A 19,531-nucleotide genomic window follows, 5' to 3' on the forward strand; every position below is an offset into this window, starting at 1 on the left:
GCTCCAAATTTGGCGGAGCTGCGTAGCGCCTGAGCCAAGGGTGATGTCGGTGTTTAGTCAGCCAATCGGGCGGTAGTACCGCGGACCACAAGGGCGGGCTCGATGAGCTTGTGTTGGGGTGCGATGCTTGGGTCCTGGATTCTGGCCAGCAGTGTCTCCGCCACGTCGATTCCCACCAGATCGCTGCGGTTGTCCACTGACGTCAGGTCCAGGTAACGTGACTTGGCCAAGGGGGAGTTGTCGTAACCGATGACGGAGAGATCCAGGGGAACGGAGAGTCCCCGGGCCTTGGAGGCCGCGAACGCGCCAAGCGCCATGGTGTCATTGGCCGCGAAGATGGCGGTGGTGTCCGGGTATTCGTCCAGTAGCCATGAAGCGGCCGCGTAGCCGTCTTCTTCGGAGGTTCCGCCTGTTTCACCCGCGATTCGCAGTTCCAGGCCGGCGTCGAGCAGTCGGCTGCTGAACCCGGCGCGGCGGTGCGCCGCCGCGCCGTCGCCGCCGGACGCGTGGGCGATGCGAGTGTGTCCCAACGCCAGCAGGTGTTCGGCCGCCATCACTCCGCCGCGGTCGTCGTCGTTCGTGATGAGGTCCGCGCCCAGAGGGACGCCCTTCCGCCAGCCCGCGACGACGGTGGGCACCCAGGGCGCGACGCCCGCCGTCGGTTCGAGCATCGATTCGCTGGGCTCTGCGGCGATGACCAGCCCTTCGACGTGCATTGCCAGCAAGGCGTCACTGGCCTCTTTGATGCGGTGCTCGCTGGGGCGTGAATCAGCCAGCGTCACTTGGTAGCCATGGGGCGAGAGGACGGACTCCATTCCCCGCAGGAGATCCACGAACCAGGGGTTCCGGTAGTCGTCAATGAGCAGTCCGATGCTTTTCGTGCGACTGCTGGCGAGCGTTGTGGCGGCGCGCGAGGGCCGGTATCCGAGCTCCGACATTGCCGTCAGGACAGCGTTGCGCCGCTTGTCGCTGACCTTCGAGGGATTCTGGAGCACGAGCGAAACCAAGGAGGGAGATACGCCTGCTCGCTTGGCCACGTCGTAGATCGTCGGGCGACGCGTTCTTGAGCTGTTCAACGTCATCAACTGACCCCTTCCTCTCCGCTTTTGAGGATAACCTCCAGAGGATTGACAGGACATATGGACATTAGTAATCTACTAGTCCAGCGCAAGATTGTAGCGCTCCAAAAACTGCCGCAACGGGCTCATGCCCGGGCTGATTTTCGAAGGAGAAATCAATGGCTGAAAGCCTAGGCGTCGCCGTCATCGGTGCAGGGATGGCCGGGAAAGCCCACGCTGCGGCCTACCGCGCAGCGTCCACTCTCTACAACCCGGTGCTTCCTCCGGTGCGACTCGTTTCCATCGGCGACGTTAATGCCGAATTCGGCTCCCTCGCCGCCCGGCGCTTCGGCTACGAACGGCACGACACCTCATGGCAGGCCATCGCGGAGGCAGAGGACATCGACGTTGTCAGCGTCGTCATCGCCAACTCCCTGCACCGCGAAGTGGTGGAGGGCCTGCTGGCAGCCGGCAAGCACGTGCTGTGCGAGAAGCCCCTGAGCGACTCCATCGAGGATGCCCGCGCAATGGCAGAAGCAGCCCATGCCGCCGAAGCAAAAGGCAACATCGCGCGCATTGGGTTCACCTTCCGTCGCACTCCCGGCATTGCCGCCATCCGACAGCTCATCCAGAACGGCACGCTGGGCCGGCCGCTGCACTTCAGCGGCCGCTACTGGACCGACTACGGCTGCAGCCCGCAGGCGCCCATGAGCTGGCGCTACAAGGGAGGGCCGGGTTCAGGTGCGCTCGCCGACGTCGGAAGCCACCTCGCGTATGTTGGCGAATTCCTTTGCGGTGACATCAAGGCCGTCTCCGGCGGCCAGCTGTCCACCGCCATCGCCAAGCGCCCGCTTCCGCTGGGCGCGGTTATGGGTCATGACCATGCCGCAGTCAGTGACACTTTCGAGGCTGTGGAGAACGACGACGTTGCCTCCTTCTCGGCCGAATTCGAGCAGTGCATCGGCTCGCTCTCAGTCTCCCGGGTTGCTGCAGGGCACGCGAATTCGCTGATGTTCGAGGTGTTCTGCGAGAACGGAGCCGCGTACTTCGACCAGCGCCGTCCGGCTGAAATCGGGCTCTTCCTCTCTGAAGGTCCGTACGCGCAGAACGGCTACCGCCAGGTCATCCTCGGCCCGGACCACCCCTACATTGCCGGTGGTTTGGCCATGGATGCGCCCAGCGTTGGCTTCGGCCAGAATGACGCCTTCGGCTACCAGGCGCGAGCCTTCCTGGAGGAGGTGGCCGGCAGGCCCGAGTCCGAGTCCCTGCCCCGTTGCGCCACGTTCGACGAAGGCGTGCGGAACATGGAGATCCTTGGCGCTGTGGCAGCCTCCGCCGGGAACAATGGAGAGAGGATCACGCTGTGAAGCTTGGTGTCTACAACGCAATCCTGCACGACCGTCCCCTTCCGGAGGCATTGAAGGTCATTGCAGACCTTGGGCTGACCGGAATCGAAATCAATACCGGCGGCTTCCTGCCCGCGGTCCACGTCCCAACCATGGACCAGATTCTGGAAAGCGATGCAGCCCGGGACGACTACTTGGCGATCTTCGATGGCACCGGTGTGTCCATTGCTGGTCTCAACTGCAACGGCAACCCGCTGCATCCCAAGCCCGAGATCGGGGAGAAGCACGCCGAGGACATCCGCCGGTCGATCCGCCTCGCTGAACGCCTGGGCCAGAACCGCGTGGTGACCATGTCCGGCCTTCCGGGCGGCGAGCCCGGCGCCACCGTCACCAACTGGGTGGTTAACGCTTGGAATTCCGCGGCGCTCGACGTTCTGGATTACCAGTGGGGCGTTGCGGCTGAATTCTGGCGGCAGACGGACCGCCTGGCCGCCGATCACGGCGTCAAGGTCGCCCTGGAACTGCACCCGCAGAACATCGTGTTCAACACAGCGGATGTCTACAAGCTCATCGAGCTGACCGGTGCCACCCATGTTGGCGTGGAGCTGGATGCTTCCCACCTGTTCTGGCAGCAGATGGACCCGGTGACAGTTGTCCGCGAACTCGGCTCGCTGGTCTTCCAGGCCGCAGCTAAAGATGTCAGGGTAAATAAGGACAACGCAGCGCTCTACGGTGTGCTGGACAATAGCTTCCGCCGTCTCTCGCCGGGGGAGAACCGCACCAACCTCGGCGGAAACGAGTGGGCCAACGAGTGGCCCAAGAATTCCGCCTGGGACTTCGTCGCGCTGGGCCGTGGCCACGATGCTGCCTATTGGACGGAGTTCCTTCGCGCCCTTCACGACGTGGACCCGGGCATGCTGGTCAACATCGAGCATGAGGACGTTTCGCTCGGCCGGATCGAAGGGCTGGAAGTGGCGGCTAAGGTCCTGCTGGAAGCGGATGCGGCCTTGGAGGCTTCGTTGAACCCCGCGGTCTAACCATCCGCGAGATGACAGTTAATGCCCGTGTCGGGACCAGACATTGGCATTAACTGTCATCTCGCGCTACCGGCGGCGGGTCAACATCTTCAGCACGCTCTCCTTTACTGCGTTGTACGGCGGATAAGCGAAGCGGAGCGTGTCCGGGCGCAGCGGTTTGTTGAGGGTGGACCGTTCGTGCGAAAAGGTCCGGACGGAATGTTCCCCGTGATAGGCGCCCATTCCGCTGCCCCCTACACCGCCGAAAGGGAGTCCTGGAACGGAAAGGTGGGCAGCAGGAACGTCGTAATTCAGTGCGCCGGAGGATGTCCTTTCGGCGAAAGCCCGCCGGGTTTCGCTCGCGGCTCCGAATAGATACAGCGCAAGGGGCTTAGGGCCGGTGTTGATATGGCGGATAGCCTCGTCCTGCCCGTTGACCGCCACCAAGGGCAGGATTGGTCCAAAGATTTCTTCCTTCATAACGGCGTCTTCCGCATCCGGCCGCACGAGCGTTGGGGCAAAGTAACGGGTGGCCGCCTCTCGCTGACCGCCGTGGACCACAGTGGTTCGGTCGACCAGGCTAGACAGCCTGTCGAAGTGCCGCGCGTCAACGATTCGTCCGTACGAAGCACTGGAGGCGGGATCGCTCCCGAACAGGCGGGTGATCGCCAGCTTGAGTTCCCTTTCAAGGGAGTCGAGGAGTGCCGGTTCCGCCATGACGTAATCCGGAGCCACACACGTCTGTCCGGCGTTCATGAACCTCGCCCAGGCTATCCGCGTGGCAGTTTGTGCCAGGTTCCTGCTGTCGGCTACATAAGCTGGGCACTTTCCTCCCAGCTCAAGGGTCACTGGGGTTAGGTTCTCTGCCGCCGCCCGCATGACTGCACGCGCAGCGTCATGGCCTCCGGTGAAGAAGACATGGTCAAAGCGTTCAGCGAGCAGAGCCGTCGCCTCGGGGACCGCACCCTCCACAACTTCCGCATACGGAGCCAGGTATTCCCGGACCAGCCGGGCCAAGATGGCAGAAGTTGCCGGAGCGAGTTCGCTTGGCTTAAGAACGGCGGTATTTCCAGCAGCCAACGCTCCGGCAAGTGGCGAAAGTGTCAGGTTGACCGGATAGTTCCACGGTCCGATGACCAAGACGGTTCCCAAAGGTGTCAGTTCGGTCCATGCCTTCGCGGGCAGCAGCACCCGCGGTACGGGAACCGGGCGGGGGCGGAGCCAACGCTCCAGGTTTCGTTCGATGTGCGCAATCTCGCTCAATGTGAAGCCGATTTCCGTTGCCAGCGACTCGCCGCGGGGCTTTCCCAGGTCTTCCTGTAGTGCGCGGACAAAATCGTCTTGGTGCTCGGTCAGCATCTTGCGCATGTTGAGGAGGACTTTTAGCCGGACGGAAAGCGGCTGGCCACTGCCGCCCGCAAATACAGCACGGGCACGGGAAACGGTGGAAGCTGCATCCATAGGGAAAATCTACGCCGGCCGTTCCAAGGAATCTCTTGACTTCCGAATACTTAAGCGAACACTCAAACGGCCTCCTCGACGCGCTGCCGGCCTACGTGGAAAACGTCTAGGACCAATCCACGCTGGATGCAAGGGTTCGGGGGACCATGCCCCCGAACCCTTCGGCGTCAGCAGGCCTTGCGCCATCGGCGGGACGGACCTCGTCGCCTAAGTCACTTTGCCACCGGCACCTGCCGCAGCTTGACCGCGCACAGCAGGGCCGCCGTCGTCATTAAGGCCAGCGCGATTGCAGATGTGACGTGGACGCCTGATTCAAAGGCTGTGCGGGCAGCTGCCTCGAGGGCGTGGCGGGCCGGATCCGGCAAGGCGTTGGCCACGTCCAGCGCGCCGGCCAGGGTTTCCCTGGCGCGGCCGGCGTCGGCTTGCGTAAGTCCGGCGGGAAGCGCGAGGTTGTGCTGGTACGACGCCGTCAGCAGCGATCCCAGCACGGCAGTACCCATGAGCGAGCCCACTTCGTATCCGGTTTCCGAAATCGCCGAAGCGGCCCCCGCCTTCCCAGCCGGTACGGACCCGAGGATGAGATCGTTGGAGATGGTCTCGGCGGAGCCAACCCCGACGGCGAGAATCACCATGGCGGTCAGCAGCCACACCGGGCCGCCGGAATGGTCGCCGGCACCGGCTATCAGGTAGCCGCTCGCGCTGAGCGCGAGCCCGCCCGACACCACGGCACCAGGCCGTACGTGCCGGACGAGTGGGACAACCACAAAACCGGCAACGATCATGGCGATCAGAGCGGGCACCATGGCGAGCCCTGCATTCATTGGTGAGCGGCCCTCGACGAGTTGCAGGTGCTGGGCAAAAAAGAAAATGAACCCGTTGAGGGAGAACAGGGACAGCACATTCGCAATGATCGACGTACTGAAGACGCGGTTGCGGAACAGCGCCATGTCAAGCAAGGGGGAGTCCGCCATGAGCTGCCGGCGCACAAAGGCCCATCCCATCAGGATGCCAAACAGGATCAGCGCCGCGGGCAGGAGGCCGAAGCCCTCTGTGGCGGCGACCTTGATTCCATAGACGGCAGGAGCCATCGCCAGCATCGACAGCACAATGCTGGGAACGTCTACGCGTCCGGGATTCGCATCCTTGGATTCTGGAATAAGGGATGGTCCGGCAGCCAGCAGCGGGAGCAACAGCGGCACCGCGACGAGGAACACCGCGCCCCACCAGAACTGCGCTACAAGCCAGCCACCCAGTATCGGCCCCAGGGCTGCGCCGCCGGAGAAGCTCGCAGCCCAGATGGCGATAGCAAGCCGACGCCTTCCTGCATCAACAAAGATGTTCCGGATCAAAGACAGGGTAGACGGCATCAGCATGGCACCGAATAGGCCCAGGACCGCTCGTCCGGCAAGAAGCCATTCGGCTGTGGGTGAGAACGCCATGGCCACCGATACTGCGCTGAACCCAGTGCTCCCGATCAACAACAGCCTGCGCCGGCCGATCCTGTCACCCAGATTGCCCATCGAGACGAGGAGCGCCGCAAGTACCAGGGCGTAGGCATCCACAATCCACAGCAGTTGCACCCCGCTTGCCCGCAGGGTCCGGGCAATTTCCGGAAGCGCGAAGGTGAGCGCCGTGTTGTCCACGGCAACAAGCAAGACGGGAAACATCAAGAGCGCCAAGGCGGACCAATCCCGCCACGAAGCTGAACTGAGCGTGGTCGGTGAGTGCTGACGGATGGACTGTACGGACATAATCGAAACTATACCGTCTGGACGGTATAGTTTCAAAACGACATGAGGTTTCCGGTTCGACGCCGCGCACGAGAGATGATGGAGCCATGCCACGTAAACCGGTTGCCAAGGACGCCGTACTGGACGCCTTCGAGGCGCTCCTGATCGAAGTGGGGGAGCGCGCCGCCACGCTTGACGCAGTTGCGCGACGGGCAGGTGTCTCCAAGGGTGGCCTGCTCTATCACTTCCCCAACAAGGAAGCCTTGATCGGCGCCCTCCTGGAACGAATGGAACTTCTGGCCGCCCAAGACGTCCAGGAGATGGCGACGGCGGAGGAAGGGGCAGCGGCGTACTTCATCCAGTCCTCCCTCTGGGCGAATTCGCCGCTGGACCGTGTGCTAGTGGCAGCCACAAGGCTGGTGGAAGTGGCCCATGAAGAGACGCGGATCCGCTTCGCCCGCGTTCAGCAACAATGGTTGGACCTTCTGGTGGACGACGTCGGACCGGACACTGCGGCGGCCGTCCGGTACATGGGGGACGGGCTGTATTTCAACGCGATGCTGACCGGCGGCCCCGAGGGCCCGGCGCCTGAAGCGAAGGCCGACGTCGGACGCCTCCTTGCCGCCGTCGAGCGCCTCCGCCGCTAGGCCTTCCGGGCGGCAGGCCAAGCGAGCGGCCAGGGTCTTCCGGCAGGAGCGCTAAAGATTGGTTCGCATTTGCGGAGCGGTCACCGGCGTAGGACAATTAGACCTTGTGACAGCCGTCTCGCGGCTGGACCGCGCCAACGCCCAGTTGGCAACCAACAACTACATATGCCTTTGATCTGCGGCGGGAGAGTCCTGTTGCATTGCAGCAGGCGCCGTAGGAGCAAATCCTCCCCAGGAATCTCTCAGGCCCCTGTACCGCCGCGGCAAGGCAACTCTGGAAAGCAGTTCGCATTCAACCCACGCCTCAGGCGGGGTAACGATGCGCGCTCACCGACGGTGCAAGCGGGCCTTGGCAAGGCCATGAAACGCGGAAACTCTCAGGTCCAAGACAGAGCGGGGAGGAATCCGAATCACTGTGGCGTACCTAACGCCGCCTGAGTAATGGAGTTCCTTCGTGACGGTTAGTTCAGCCTCCACAACTTTCGTCGACCGGCATATTGGCGCGCGCCGCCAGGCCGATATAGACACGATGCTCAAGGCCGTCGGTTATGACAGCGTCGAGTCCCTTGTGGATACCGCGGTTCCCAACGACATTCGCCAGGACAAGCCACTCTCGCTGGTGGGCAGCAACGAGGCCCTGAGCGAAGTTGAGGTGCTTGCCGAGCTGCGAAAGCTTGCGGCGAAGAACAAGACGGCGGTCCAGATGATCGGCCAGGGGTATTACGACACGGTCACTCCGCCGGTGATCCGCCGCAATATCCTCGAATCCCCGGCCTGGTACACCGCCTACACGCCGTATCAGCCGGAGATCTCCCAGGGCCGTCTCGAGGCGCTCCTGAACTTCCAGACCATGGTGCAGGACCTGGTTGGCCTGCCCATCGCCAACGCTTCGCTTTTGGATGAAGCCACGGCGGTGGCCGAGGCCGTGTTGCTGATGCGCCGCGCCAACAAGTCGAAATCAGAAACAGGCGGGAAGACCGTCCTTGACTCTGATCTTCTTCCGCAGACCATCGCCATTGTGAAGGGCCGCGCGGAGGCTCTTGGTTTTGAGGTGGAGGTCGCCGACCTGTCCCAGGGCCTCCCTGACGGCGAGATCAACGGCGTTGTGCTGCAGCAGCCGGGCGTGTCCGGCCGGGTCTTCGACCACTCGGCCGTGATCGCTGAGGCCAAAGAGCGCGGCGCCCTGGTCACCGTCGCCGCCGACCTGCTGGCGCTGACGCTGATCACGCCTCCGGGCGAGCAGGGCGCCGACATTGCGGTCGGTTCGGCGCAGCGCTTCGGCGTCCCGCTGTTCTATGGGGGCCCGCATGCTGCCTACATGGCTGTCCGCATGGGCCTGGAGCGTTCGCTGCCCGGCCGACTGGTGGGCGTTTCCAAGGACTCCGCCGGTGTCCCGGCCTACCGCCTGGCGCTGCAGACGCGCGAGCAGCACATCCGCCGCGAGAAGGCCACGTCCAACATCTGCACGGCCCAGGCACTGCTGGCGATCGTGGCATCGATGTACGCCGTGTACCACGGCCCGGACGGACTGAAGGCCATTGCCGAGACCACGCATGGCCACGCCCGCACCATTGCTTCCTCGCTTCGGACCGCTGGCTTGGAGGTGCTGCACGCCAGCTTCTTCGACACCGTCACCGTCCGTGTCCCGGGCCGCGCTGCGGAGGTGGTTGCCGACGCTGAGGCCCGCGGGATCAACCTGCGCAGCATCGACGCTGACACTGTCGGCATCTCTGCCGATGAGACCACGACGGCGGCAGTCGTCGCCGAGGTCCTCGCCGCCTTTGGCGCGTCCGTGGCTGACGCGGCTGCAGGCACCGACACCGCGTTTGGGCTGGCTCCCGCCGTCGTACGCTCCAGCGACTACCTTCAGCACCCGGTGTTCAGCACGCACCGCTCGGAGACCCAGCTGTTGCGTTACATTCGCAAGCTGTCCGACCGGGACCTGGCGCTGGACCGGACCATGATTCCGCTGGGTTCGTGCACCATGAAGCTGAACGCCACGGCTGAGATGGAAGCCATTTCCTGGCCGGAGTTTGCTTCGATCCACCCGTTCGCGCCGGATTCGCAGACCGAGGGCTGGCGGGAGCTGATCGCTGACCTCGAAGCGCAACTGACCGCGATCACCGGCTATGACCAGGTGTCCATCCAGCCGAACGCCGGTTCCCAGGGTGAGTTGGCAGGCCTGTTGGCCATCCGTGGGTACCACCTGTCCCGCGGCGACGAGCAGCGCAACGTCTGCCTTATCCCGGCTTCCGCGCACGGCACCAACGCCGCTTCGGCGGTGCTGGCGGGCATGAAGGTGGTTGTGGTGGCCACCGCCGCCGACGGCACCATTGACCACGATGACCTGAAGGCGAAGATCGAGGCCAACAGGGATGTTTTGTCCTGCATCATGATCACCTACCCGTCCACGCACGGCGTGTACGACGCCGACGTCCGCGAGGTCTGCGACGCGATCCACGAAGCCGGCGGCCAGGTGTACATCGACGGCGCCAACCTGAACGCGCTGGTCGGCCTGGCGCAGCCGGGCCAGTTCGGCGGGGACGTGTCCCACCTGAACCTGCACAAGACGTTCTGCATCCCGCATGGCGGCGGCGGACCCGGCGTCGGACCGGTTGCCGCGAAGGCGCACCTTGCCCCGTTCATGCCGGGGGATGCCACTAAGTCCGCGCACGAGGACGGTCACGGCGTCGCGATCTCGGCCTCCCGTTTCGGTTCCGCCGGTGTGCTGCCGATTTCCTGGGCCTATGTGAAGCTGATGGGCGGCGAGGGGCTGACCGAGGCCACCAAGTCCGCGCTGCTGGCCGCGAACTACGTCGCGTCCCGGCTGAACGAGTACTTCCCGGTGCTCTACACGGGGGAGGGCGGGCTCGTGGCGCACGAGTGCATCCTGGACCTGCGTGAGCTGACGGCCAAGACCGGCGTGACCGCCGAGGATGTGGCCAAGCGCCTCATCGACTACGGCTTCCACGCCCCCACCCTGGCGTTCCCGGTGGCCGGGACCCTGATGGTGGAGCCCACCGAGTCCGAGGACCTGGGCGAGATCGACCGCTTCATCGAGGCGATGATTTCCATCCGCAAGGAAATCGACCAGGTGGCCAATGGCGACTTCACCGTCCAGGACAGCCCGCTGCGCAACGCCCCGCACACCGCGGCCGCCGTCGTGTCCTCCCACTGGGAGCGTTCCTACCCGCGCGAGCAGGCCGCCTTCCCGGTCCGTTCGCTCAAGCAGGACAAGTACTTCGCGCCCGTTGGCCGCATCGACGGCGCGGCAGGGGACCGCAACCTGGTCTGCGCCTGCCCACCGCTCGAGGCGTTCGAGGACCACTCCGGCGACGAGAATTAAGGACTCCACAAATGACTGAGAATTACACCGCGCTCTACGACGAGCACAAGAAGCTCGGCGCCTCCTTCACCGACTTCGGCGGCTGGCAGATGCCGCTGAAGTACTCCTCCGAGCTGGCCGAGCACCATGCCGTGCGGAAGTCCGCCGGACTGTTCGACCTGTCCCACATGGGCGAGGTCTGGGTCACCGGCCCGGACGCAGCCGCGTTCCTGGACTACGCCCTGGTGGGCAAGCTGTCCGCGATTGCCGAGGGCAAAGCTAAGTACTCGCTGATCTGCGAAGAGGACGGCGGCATCATCGACGACCTGATCGTCTACCGCCGCCCCTCCGAGGTGGAAGGCGCCGGGAAGTTCCTGGTGGTTCCCAACGCGGGCAACGCCAAGACCGTCGCCGCCGAGTTGGCTGAACGTGCCGCCGGTTTCGACGTCACCGTCCAGGACGCCTCCGCCGAGACCTCGCTGATCGCGGTGCAGGGCCCGAAGGCCGAGTCCATCCTGCTGCGCCTTGTCCCGGCGGACAGCCACGAACTGGTCACCGGCCTGAAGTACTACGCCGCCGTTGAAGTGCCGTTCGCGTTCGACGGCGGAGCGTCCGACGGCGGCACGCGGCCGCTGCTGCTGGCCCGGACCGGGTACACCGGCGAGGACGGCTTCGAGATCTTCGTCTCCAACGATGACGCTCCGGCCCTGTGGCAGGCCATCCTGGCTGTTGCCGAAGAAGGAGAACTCACCCCCGCAGGACTTGCCTCCCGCGACTCCCTCCGCCTCGAAGCCGGCATGCCCCTCTACGGCAACGAACTTTCCCGCGACGGTGACCCCTTCGCAGCGGGCCTGGGAGCCGTGGTTTCCCTCGCCAAGGAAAGCGACTTCGTGGGCCGCGCAGCCTTGGAAGCCAAAAAGGCCGAGGGGGCCGGAACCACCACCGGCCGCCGGTTGGTTGGCCTCAAGGGACTCGGGCGCCGCGCCGGTCGCAGCCACTACCCGGTGCTCAAGGACGGCACAGTGGTAGGTGAAGTAACGTCCGGCCAGCCGTCCCCGACCCTCGGGTACCCGATCGCCCTCGCGTATGTCGACGTCGAGCAAGCGGAACTGGGTACGGCCCTCGACGTGGACCTCCGCGGAAAGCCAGAACCCTTCGAAGTGATCGCATTGCCGTTCTACAAGCGCCAAAAGTAAGCCGTTCGCTGGTCGGATGGGCAGCCACAAGGTCACGTTGGGCGCGGGTCCGTGGTCACCTTGGGCCCGTCGGGGCCGACATCCTCTGCATGCTCGGTCGCGAAGACGCCCGCTGAGCGGACGTGACGCTCCCTTAGACGCATGCTGCCGGATGCCGGTCCCGGAGGGGCCGACAGGGTCACCTTCGGACCTGCGCGGCTTGGGCGCCTCGAGCCTCATCGATGCCAGTTGGTCACTCTGTTTTCGGGGCGCTTGATGGACTTGGGCTCAGCGGTTCAGGCGGGTTCGGTCTTTCTAATACAAAGAGTGAAGTGGAGCCACCTGCCGCAGGTCGGGTGGTCGGGTTCGGGTAAGTTCCGGCGTGCTGGGATTGACCGGACTGGATCGCGGGAACCACGGGTCCTCCGTCCCTGAGGGGGCAACTGCTCTTTCCGGTCGGTACGCCCAAACCTGAGGTGACTAAGGGCACGGAGGAGCCGACGCATTCTGGAAGAACGTTTTCTAGAGGCGGATGGCGTGTGCTGGCGGTACTTGACCTCTAGCGGCGGGAAAAGCGGGTTCCGGAAGCGTGCGTCTAAGGGAGCGTCACGTCCGCTCAGCGGGCGTTTTCGCGACCGAGCACGCGGAGGAACTCGCGACCCGCCGCGTAAAGGCGACCACGGTCGGCGCGCAAGGCGACCGCCGCGATAAAGGACCGCATGCAAACTCGCGGCCGGGAGCGACCGCAAACAGTTTTCGAGCAAACTCAAATAACGTAAAGGAAAAGAAACATGGCCAAAGTTGCCCCTGAATTGCTTTACTCCGAGGAACACGAATGGGTTGCCCGTGAGGGTGGAAACCAGTTGTCTATTGGAATTTCTGCTGTCGCCACCGATGCCCTTGGCGATATCGTGTACGTCGACCTTCCGGAGGTTGGCTCGTCGGTGACTGCGGGGGAGACCTGCGGTGAGGTTGAGTCCACCAAGTCCGTCTCGGACCTGTACTCCCCGGTAACTGGCGAGGTTACGGAAGTCAATGGCGCCGTCGTCGACGATCCAGCGCTGATCAACAACGATCCGTACGGTGCCGGTTGGCTGTTCAAGGTCGCAGCAGAATCGGACGGTCCGCTGCTTTCCGCTGAGGAGTACGCGTCAAAGAACGGAGGCGAACTGTGAGCATCGCAGCAGGCACCACCGGGTTTGAACAGGTAGTGTCGCCAAGCCTGGACGCTGACTTGTCCGCGCTGGATCCCGAGATCGCGGCGAAGATCGATGACGAACTGCGCCGCCAGCGCTCGGGCCTCGAAATGATTGCCTCGGAGAACCACACCGCGGTGGCCGTGATGCAGGCGCAGGGCTCGGTGCTGACCAACAAGTATGCCGAGGGCTACCCGGGCAAGCGGTACTACGGCGGTTGCGAGCACGTTGACGTGATCGAGCAGCTCGCCATCGATCGGGTGAAGGCCCTGTTCGGTGCGGAGTTCGCGAACGTGCAGCCGCACTCCGGTGCCCAGGCCAATGCCTCCGTGATGCACGCGCTGATCAAGCCGGGCGACACCATCATGGGCCTGAACCTGGCCCACGGCGGACACTTGACCCACGGCATGCGGATCAACTTCTCCGGCCGCCTGTACAACGTGATCCCATACCAGGTCCGTGAGGACGACCACCGGATCGACATGGCAGAGGTGGAGCGACTGGCCCAGGAGCACAAGCCGCAGCTGATCGTGGCTGGCTGGTCGGCGTATGCCCGGCAGCTGGACTTCGCCGAGTTCCGCCGCATCGCGGACTCCGTGGGCGCCTACCTGATGGTGGACATGGCGCACTTCGCCGGCCTGGTGGCCGCAGGCCTGCACCCCTCGCCGGTGCCGCACGCGCACGTGACCACCTCCACGACGCACAAGACCCTCGCCGGTCCGCGCGGCGGGATCATCCTCACGAACGACGCCGACATCGCCAAGAAGATCAACTCGGCAGTGTTCCCCGGACAGCAGGGCGGACCGCTGGAGCACGTGATCGCGGGCAAGGCCGTGGCCTTCAAGATCGCCGCGTCGGAGGAGTTCCGCGAGCGGCAGGAGCGCGTTCTGGCCGGGGCCCGGATCCTGGCCGAGCGCCTGGCCCTGCCGGACGTGGCGGCGAAGGGCATTTCTGTGGTGTCTGGCGGCACCGACGTGCATCTGGTGCTGGTGGACCTTCGCAACTGCGAGCTCAACGGGCAGCAGGCGGAAGACCGGCTTGCTGCCATCGACATCACGGTCAACCGAAACGCCGTCCCGTTCGACCCGCGCCCGCCAATGGTTACGTCGGGTCTGAGGATCGGCACTCCGGCACTGGCCACCCGCGGCTTCGGCGAGGCTGCGTTCCGCGAAGTCGCGGACATCATCGCCGAAGCGCTCATGGCCGACGCCGACGCCGACCTCTCCGCGCTCCGCGCTCGCGTGGAAGTCCTCGCTGAAGCTCACCCGCTTTACCCGCGCGTTGCCGGCCTGGCATAGCTAGGCTGGATTACAACGGCGCGAAAACTACGACGCCGGGCTGGCGCCACCAGCGCCAGCCCGGCGAACGAAGCCAAATCGCATGTGGTCCGCGACCCGCGGACCTTATGCCCACCGGCAGCATCCCTGTCGGCCCCAACAAATGCAGTAGTAAGGAAATCGTCAATGGCTGTTGGCGTTTTTGATCTTTTTTCGATTGGTATAGGTCCGTCGAGTTCACACACCGTGGGTCCGATGCGGGCTGCAGCGGTGTTCGCCAATGAACTCCGTGGTTCCGGCCTGCTCGAGGGCGTGGCGTCGCTGCGGGTGGATTTGTACGGGTCTTTGGCGGCGACAGGTCGGGGGCACGGGACAATGACGGCAGTGCTGCTGGGCCTGGAAGGCTACCACCCGGAGCTGATCCTCCCCGAAGAGGTGGAGGAGCGGCTTGCCGCGATCGCGGACACCGGAGTGCTTCACCTTGCCGGCGCGGTGATGTCCGACGGCGGTGCTATCGCTGGTTCCGAGGGCGGCAAACCGTTGCGGTACGGCGTGGAGGACATGGTCCTGCACCCGTTGACCGTGCTTCCGCGGCACACCAACGGCATGAAGTTCGCCGTGTCCGATGCCGAGGGCGAGGTGCTCCACCACGCCACGTTCTTCTCCGTCGGGGGCGGGTTCATCGTCCGGGAAGGCGAGGAGGATGCGGCGCAGCAGGAGCTGGACGAGTCCAAGAAGGAACTTCCGTTGCCGTTCCGTACCGCGGCGGAGCTGCTGGGACGCTGCGCTTCCAAGGGCCTGGGCATCAGCGACATTATGTTCATCAACGAACGCGCCTCACGATCTGAGGAGGAGATCCGCGATGGACTCCTGCACATCTGGTCAGTGATGGACAACTGCGTCAAGACGTCCCTGAAGCGTGAAGGCTTGCTGCCCGGCGGACTCAAGGTCCGCCGTCGGGCGCCGGACTGGTTCGACAGGCTCAAGAAGGAAAGCCCCAGCCAGGACGAGGACTACTACGACCCGGCGTACTGGCAGGAGTGGGTAAACCTGATCGCCCTGGCCGTGAACGAGGAGAACGCCTCCGGCGGAAGGGTGGTCACTGCCCCCACGAACGGGGCCGCGGGGATCATCCCGGCTGTCCTGTTCTACGCGCTGCACTTCGCGCCGGGCATGGACAAAGCCACCCAACAGGACCGCGACGACATTGTGGTGCGGTTCCTCCTCGCAGCGGCTGCGGTAGGGGTGCTGTACAAAGAGCAGGCTTCGATCTCCGGTGCCGAGGTCGGCTGCCAAGGCGAGGTGGGCTCCGCGTCCTCGATGGCCGCGGCCGGGCTGGCCGAGGTCATGGGCGGCACTCCCGCCCAGGTGGAAAACGCCGCCGAGATCGCGATGGAACACAACCTCGGCCTGACCTGCGACCCGATCGGCGGACTCGTGCAGATCCCCTGTATCGAACGCAACGCCATTGCTGCGGCAAAGGCAATCAACGCCGCGAAAATGGCGCTATGGGGCGACGGCAGCCACAGGGTGTCCCTGGACGAAGTCATCGTCACGATGCGCGAAACGGGCAAGGACATGAGCCACAAATATAAGGAAACAGCTCTGGGCGGCCTCGCCGTGAACGTCGTCGAATGCTAACCACAGCGTAATCGCTGGGTGCGGCCCCGCCTTCGATGGGTGGCGGGGCCGTCCTCATCGCTTCAATACACCGCAATGCCTACAGCCTGATTTGGGTAGCCCTTTCCAGGAGAATGGGGGCGGGTTCCTCTCCTAGCGCTCGCATGCCCCTTGCCAGGCGGTCGGCGTTTACCAGGCCGTTCATTTGGATGCCGGTGAGTTCCTGGAGTTGGCGGATCGGTACCTGGAACGTGCGAAATGGACCCAAGGGCGGTGGTTCGTCGGCTAGCAAGCGTTCCCTTTTGACCTTTTCAAGGTCCACTTTGCCCATGAGCGGCGTCTGGTCCACCAGGAAACCTGCGGCACCCAGGACGGCGTTATTGGTCCAAGCGGCGATTTTCCAGAACTTCAACGGAACCTTTACACCGCGGTATGGAGGATCGTCGTCGGTGAACACCGGGCCGGTGAACACGCTGATCTTGGCATCATGGGCATCAGCATGCTCCAGGACGTGGTTCTCCAACCCGACCCAGAGTTCCTTCCCCTGGTTGAAGTCGTCGATTTGTGGTGCCGCATTGGTGAAAGAGAATGTTTCCTGGTTGGCCTTCTTCGCGGTAGCTGAGTCACCCCACACGGGATCCAGCCTCCGGACCAGATGCCCCCGGTCAAAGGCGTTGTTCTTGTAAACCTCAGGGCCGGCCTGTTGCTCCTTGGGAATGCGCTCGTCGAAGTGCCACGTGCCCTCCCGCGCCAAGGGATCCAACTGGCTCCCGTTGATGTTCACGCCGACAATCGACGCAAGCTTCCGCGACGTGTTGAAGCGCACGGAGAAATGCGTGTAATCCAAAAGAACTGTTGCTTCGAATGGACTGGGCAACTCAAGGTCAGCCCGCAAAAAGTCATTACTGTAACCCCCGCTCATGCGTACAGCATGGCACTACGGTCCGACACTTTACATACCCGGCCGCGGGCCTCGATTCGGAGTCAGACCGTGGTGCGTGGATAAACTTGAGGCTGCACCCGGGCCACACCCGGGCAGTACCGAGCTTAGGCATGCGATCGATTGGACACGGCCCCCTTGCGACAATTCACCGCCCGTTTCGCCACTGTCGAAGAAATTGCCAACTGGGACGCGCACGTCACCGCCAACCCCAATGGCGGGAACCTGCTTCAGTCCGAGGCCTTCGCCGAGGTGAAGCAGCACTTCGGTTGGAAGCCTTTGCACCTCGTTTATGAGACCGCGGACTACTCCAGCTACAACCTCGTCCTGGAAAAGTCGTTTCCGGTCCTCGGCAAGTTCTGGTACCTCATCAAGGGTCCCGACGTCGCGGACGTAGCGGACATCGCGGGCATCGTTAGGGCCAACGCGGACTTTGTGGCGCGTGAAAAACTGGGTGTGTTCGCTATCAAGATCGAACCGGACATTATCCTCACGGAGGAAACAAGGGCGGCCATTGAAGCCACAGGCCTGGTCAAAACCCCCAACCTCCAACCCAACGACTCCACCGCTCTCCTGGATATCACTCCTGACGAAAACCAACTCCTTCGAAACCTCCACTCGCGGGGAAGGAACGCGGTGCGCCGAGCCATTCGTGAGGGCGTGGAGGTGCACAACGTGGACCCCACGGAGGAAAACTTCCGTTCCATGTATGGCCTCATGACCACCACAGTTGAGGCCAAATCGCAGGTACGGGTGCGGGAGTACGGTTACTACGAGCAGTTCTGGACCAACTTCATCAAGCGTGGCCAGGGAAGAATGCTCTTCGTTTATGAGAACGGTGTCCCCTCTGTCGGAGCGTTCGTGATTAACTATGGACGCAAAGGAACATACAAAGACGGCGGATCCCTCCAGAAACGCAGCCAGTACGGCGACTCGCACCTGGTCCAGTGGACCGCTATCAACCAGGTCAAGGAACTTGGGTGCACAGAGTACGATTTCTGCGGCACTCCGCCCAGCGACAAACTCAAGGACACCTCCAATCCGTTCCACGGCCTAGGCCTCTTCAAGACAAGCTTCAGCAAGACCGTGACGGACTTCGTGGGATGTTATGACCAGGTCTTGAGCCCACTCAAATACAAAGTGTGGACGCTGGCAGGCGAGCGTATCGCCCGCCAGCTGTACACTCGCCGGACTGGCCGGCAGTTCTACTGACACCACCACTCCAGGGAGTCTCGACGTCGTGACCGAACGACCCGACGCAGCAGGCGGGCGCCCGCAGACCGACGGGCTGCCCAAGACGCAGCCCCTCCGGCCATCCCAGGTCAGGCACAACGCCAGCGCCAAACGCATGCTTCGGCGGTTGGTACAGGGCGAGAATCCGCCCACTGCGCCCATGACCATCGTGGACAGGCTCGCCGGGAGTCCCTACGCCAATCCCATGATCCAAGTGGGCGGGAGCGTCGACGTTTCCGCACGGAAGACCATGGATTTTGCCCTGCACATGGCAGAAACCATGTTCCGCTACGGAGCCGGCGCCCTGGAGGTCGAGACCAGCATCATTGCCGTCACGGCCGCCCTGGGGCTCAAGCACATCGAGGTGGACATCACCAACCAGTCCGTCGCGATCAATTACGCGCCCAGGGGGGACCAGCCACCCATCACGCTCCTCCGCGTCGTAAGGTCCTGGACCAATAACTACGCGGGCCTGGCGAAGGTCCACCAACTCGTCACGGACATTGTGGCTGGGGGCGTCAGCCGCGCCGACGCGATCGGCCGCCTCGATGGCATCATTCGCAGTTCAAAGCCCTACCCGCGCTGGATGGTCACCTGTGCGTTCGGTGTCTTTGCGGCCGTGTTCGTTGGTGTGCTGGGCGGCGGGTTAATGGCGTCCGGGCTCGCTTTTGCCTCAAACATCCTGGTGAGCCTCTTAGCCCGGCAGATGGGCCGCTGGCGTGCCCCTGACTTCTTCGCGACGGCGTCCTGCGCCTTTATGGTGACATTCATCGCCTTGATGCTCCGCTGGGCTGGCGTCGACATCCCACCTTCAATCGTGGTTGCCGGCGGCATCCTGCTGCTCCTGCCAACCGGACGGCTCGTGTCGTCCGTCCAGGACGCAATCAACGGCTTCCCGGTGACGGCCGCAGGCCGGTTCCTGTCCACTTTCCTTTCCTTCGGCGCAATTGTGGCAGGCATCGGCGTCGCGTTTGTCCTTGGCGATCGGCTCGGCAGCCAGCCGATCGACGTCACGCAAACATTCCCCGACGCGTATCCACTGTGGGGCCAGGCCATCCTTATCGCCATTGCAGTGGTGGCCATTGGTGTCACGGAGCAAACCCATCTCAAACTCCTGATGCCCACCGCGGCCGTGGGGCTCGTTGGGTTCTTTGCCCTGTGGGCGGCCAGTGCGGTGGGTTTGGGAGATCGGCTGTCGCCCGCGGCATCGGCCGTGGTGATCGGCCTACTGGCGCGGGTGGTTGCCCTGAGGCTCGGGGCGCCGCAGTTGGTGGTGGCTGTTCCGGCGGCGCTGATTCTGCTGCCCGGTCTCAAAATATTCCGGTCCATGTATGTTTTGACGGTTGAGGAAACAGACATCCTCCTTGGCGCCGGAGGCATGCTCAACGCGGCCGCAATCGTGCTTGGTGTCGCGGCGGGGATCGTGCTGGGCGACAACCTGGCCCGGCCGCTTACGCGCAACTTGGCGAGCAACGAACGACGGCGGGTCCGCCGCCGCTAGCCGCAC

The 19,531-nt window shown here is 63.9% G+C and carries 14 protein-coding genes and 1 riboswitch; of the genes, 10 read left to right on the plus strand and 4 right to left on the minus strand.

The window, feature by feature from the left end; translation table 11 throughout:
• Positions 1-53: 53 nt before the first annotated feature.
• A complete protein-coding gene (locus LD110_RS13335) occupies positions 54-1,082 on the minus strand; it encodes a LacI family DNA-binding transcriptional regulator (protein WP_225499315.1) in 1,029 nt (342 codons plus the stop codon).
• Between the two features lie 155 nt (positions 1,083-1,237).
• Between LD110_RS13335 and LD110_RS13340 the strand changes: the two genes are divergently transcribed.
• Positions 1,238-2,425: a Gfo/Idh/MocA family protein gene (locus tag LD110_RS13340; protein ID WP_225499316.1), complete on the plus strand. Its 1,188-nt coding sequence runs from the start codon at positions 1,238-1,240 to the stop codon at positions 2,423-2,425.
• The gene (locus LD110_RS13345; protein ID WP_225499317.1) at positions 2,422-3,441 is read left to right on the plus strand and encodes a sugar phosphate isomerase/epimerase; all 1,020 of its coding nucleotides are present in this window, start codon (positions 2,422-2,424) and stop codon (positions 3,439-3,441) included. The genes LD110_RS13340 and LD110_RS13345 overlap by 4 nt, the downstream gene beginning before the upstream one ends.
• Before the next feature lie 66 nt (positions 3,442-3,507).
• Here LD110_RS13345 and LD110_RS13350 read toward each other — a convergent pair whose 3' ends face one another.
• Positions 3,508-4,881, minus strand: coding sequence for an aldehyde dehydrogenase family protein (locus tag LD110_RS13350; protein ID WP_225499318.1), 1,374 nt, complete (start codon positions 4,879-4,881; stop codon positions 3,508-3,510).
• A gap of 212 nt (positions 4,882-5,093) precedes the next feature.
• Positions 5,094-6,632 carry an MFS transporter gene (locus LD110_RS13355; protein WP_225499319.1) on the minus strand — a complete coding sequence of 513 codons (1,539 nt, stop codon included), beginning with the start codon at positions 6,630-6,632 and terminating at the stop codon, positions 5,094-5,096.
• Positions 6,633-6,718: 86 nt separating this feature from the next.
• Between LD110_RS13355 and LD110_RS13360 the strand changes: the two genes are divergently transcribed.
• From LD110_RS13360 to LD110_RS13385, 6 genes are all read left to right on the plus strand, one after another.
• Positions 6,719-7,258 carry a TetR/AcrR family transcriptional regulator gene (locus LD110_RS13360; protein ID WP_225499320.1) on the plus strand — a complete coding sequence of 180 codons (540 nt, stop codon included), beginning with the start codon at positions 6,719-6,721 and terminating at the stop codon, positions 7,256-7,258.
• A gap of 172 nt (positions 7,259-7,430) precedes the next feature.
• Positions 7,431-7,526, plus strand: a riboswitch (glycine riboswitch).
• A gap of 186 nt (positions 7,527-7,712) precedes the next feature.
• Positions 7,713-10,604, plus strand: coding sequence for an aminomethyl-transferring glycine dehydrogenase (gcvP, locus tag LD110_RS13365; protein WP_225499321.1), 2,892 nt, complete (start codon positions 7,713-7,715; stop codon positions 10,602-10,604).
• 11 nt (positions 10,605-10,615) lie between these two features.
• A complete protein-coding gene (gene gcvT, locus LD110_RS13370) occupies positions 10,616-11,779 on the plus strand; it encodes a glycine cleavage system aminomethyltransferase GcvT (RefSeq protein ID WP_225499322.1) in 1,164 nt (387 codons plus the stop codon).
• A 770-nt stretch (positions 11,780-12,549) separates the two neighbouring features.
• Positions 12,550-12,933 (plus strand): glycine cleavage system protein GcvH, encoded by a 384-nt coding sequence (gene gcvH, locus LD110_RS13375; protein ID WP_225499323.1) that lies wholly within the window; start codon positions 12,550-12,552, stop codon positions 12,931-12,933.
• Positions 12,930-14,252 carry a serine hydroxymethyltransferase gene (glyA, locus tag LD110_RS13380; RefSeq protein ID WP_308012437.1) on the plus strand — a complete coding sequence of 441 codons (1,323 nt, stop codon included), beginning with the start codon at positions 12,930-12,932 and terminating at the stop codon, positions 14,250-14,252. The genes gcvH and glyA overlap by 4 nt, the downstream gene beginning before the upstream one ends.
• Before the next feature lie 165 nt (positions 14,253-14,417).
• Entirely contained in the window at positions 14,418-15,872 is a 1,455-nt protein-coding gene (locus LD110_RS13385; RefSeq protein ID WP_225499324.1) for an L-serine ammonia-lyase, read from the plus strand.
• Between the two features lie 79 nt (positions 15,873-15,951).
• Here the strand turns inward: LD110_RS13385 and LD110_RS13390 are convergent, their stop codons facing one another.
• Positions 15,952-16,773 carry a DNA/RNA non-specific endonuclease gene (locus LD110_RS13390; RefSeq protein WP_225499325.1) on the minus strand — a complete coding sequence of 274 codons (822 nt, stop codon included), beginning with the start codon at positions 16,771-16,773 and terminating at the stop codon, positions 15,952-15,954.
• Between the two features lie 156 nt (positions 16,774-16,929).
• On the opposite strand from LD110_RS13390, the gene LD110_RS13395 reads away from it, so the two are divergent.
• Complete coding sequence (locus tag LD110_RS13395; RefSeq protein WP_225499326.1) at positions 16,930-18,003, plus strand: peptidoglycan bridge formation glycyltransferase FemA/FemB family protein; 1,074 nt, start codon at positions 16,930-16,932, stop codon at positions 18,001-18,003.
• 28 nt (positions 18,004-18,031) lie between these two features.
• Positions 18,032-19,525, plus strand: a complete 1,494-nt coding sequence (locus LD110_RS13400; RefSeq protein ID WP_225499327.1) for a threonine/serine exporter ThrE family protein — start codon at positions 18,032-18,034, stop codon at positions 19,523-19,525.
• Positions 19,526-19,531: the final 6 nt, after the last annotated feature.

Origin of the sequence: Arthrobacter sp. M4 (genome assembly GCF_020251205.1) — a bacterium.
Classification (GTDB): Bacteria; Actinomycetota; Actinomycetes; order Actinomycetales; family Micrococcaceae; genus Arthrobacter.

Excerpts from the sequence above, each read along its gene's own strand:
- LD110_RS13335 (WP_225499315.1), bottom strand. The coding sequence starts at position 1,082 with ATGACGTTGAACAGCTCAAGAACGCGTCGCCCGACGATCTACGACGTG.
- LD110_RS13340 (WP_225499316.1), top strand. The coding sequence starts at position 1,238 with ATGGCTGAAAGCCTAGGCGTCGCCGTCATCGGTGCAGGGATGGCCGGG.
- LD110_RS13350 (WP_225499318.1), bottom strand. The coding sequence starts at position 4,881 with ATGGATGCAGCTTCCACCGTTTCCCGTGCCCGTGCTGTATTTGCGGGC.
- LD110_RS13355 (WP_225499319.1), bottom strand. The coding sequence starts at position 6,632 with ATGTCCGTACAGTCCATCCGTCAGCACTCACCGACCACGCTCAGTTCA.
- LD110_RS13360 (WP_225499320.1), top strand. The coding sequence starts at position 6,719 with ATGCCACGTAAACCGGTTGCCAAGGACGCCGTACTGGACGCCTTCGAG.
- gcvT (WP_225499322.1), top strand. The coding sequence starts at position 10,616 with ATGACTGAGAATTACACCGCGCTCTACGACGAGCACAAGAAGCTCGGC.
- gcvH (WP_225499323.1), top strand. The coding sequence starts at position 12,550 with ATGGCCAAAGTTGCCCCTGAATTGCTTTACTCCGAGGAACACGAATGG.
- LD110_RS13385 (WP_225499324.1), top strand. The coding sequence starts at position 14,418 with ATGGCTGTTGGCGTTTTTGATCTTTTTTCGATTGGTATAGGTCCGTCG.
- LD110_RS13390 (WP_225499325.1), bottom strand. The coding sequence starts at position 16,773 with ATGAGCGGGGGTTACAGTAATGACTTTTTGCGGGCTGACCTTGAGTTG.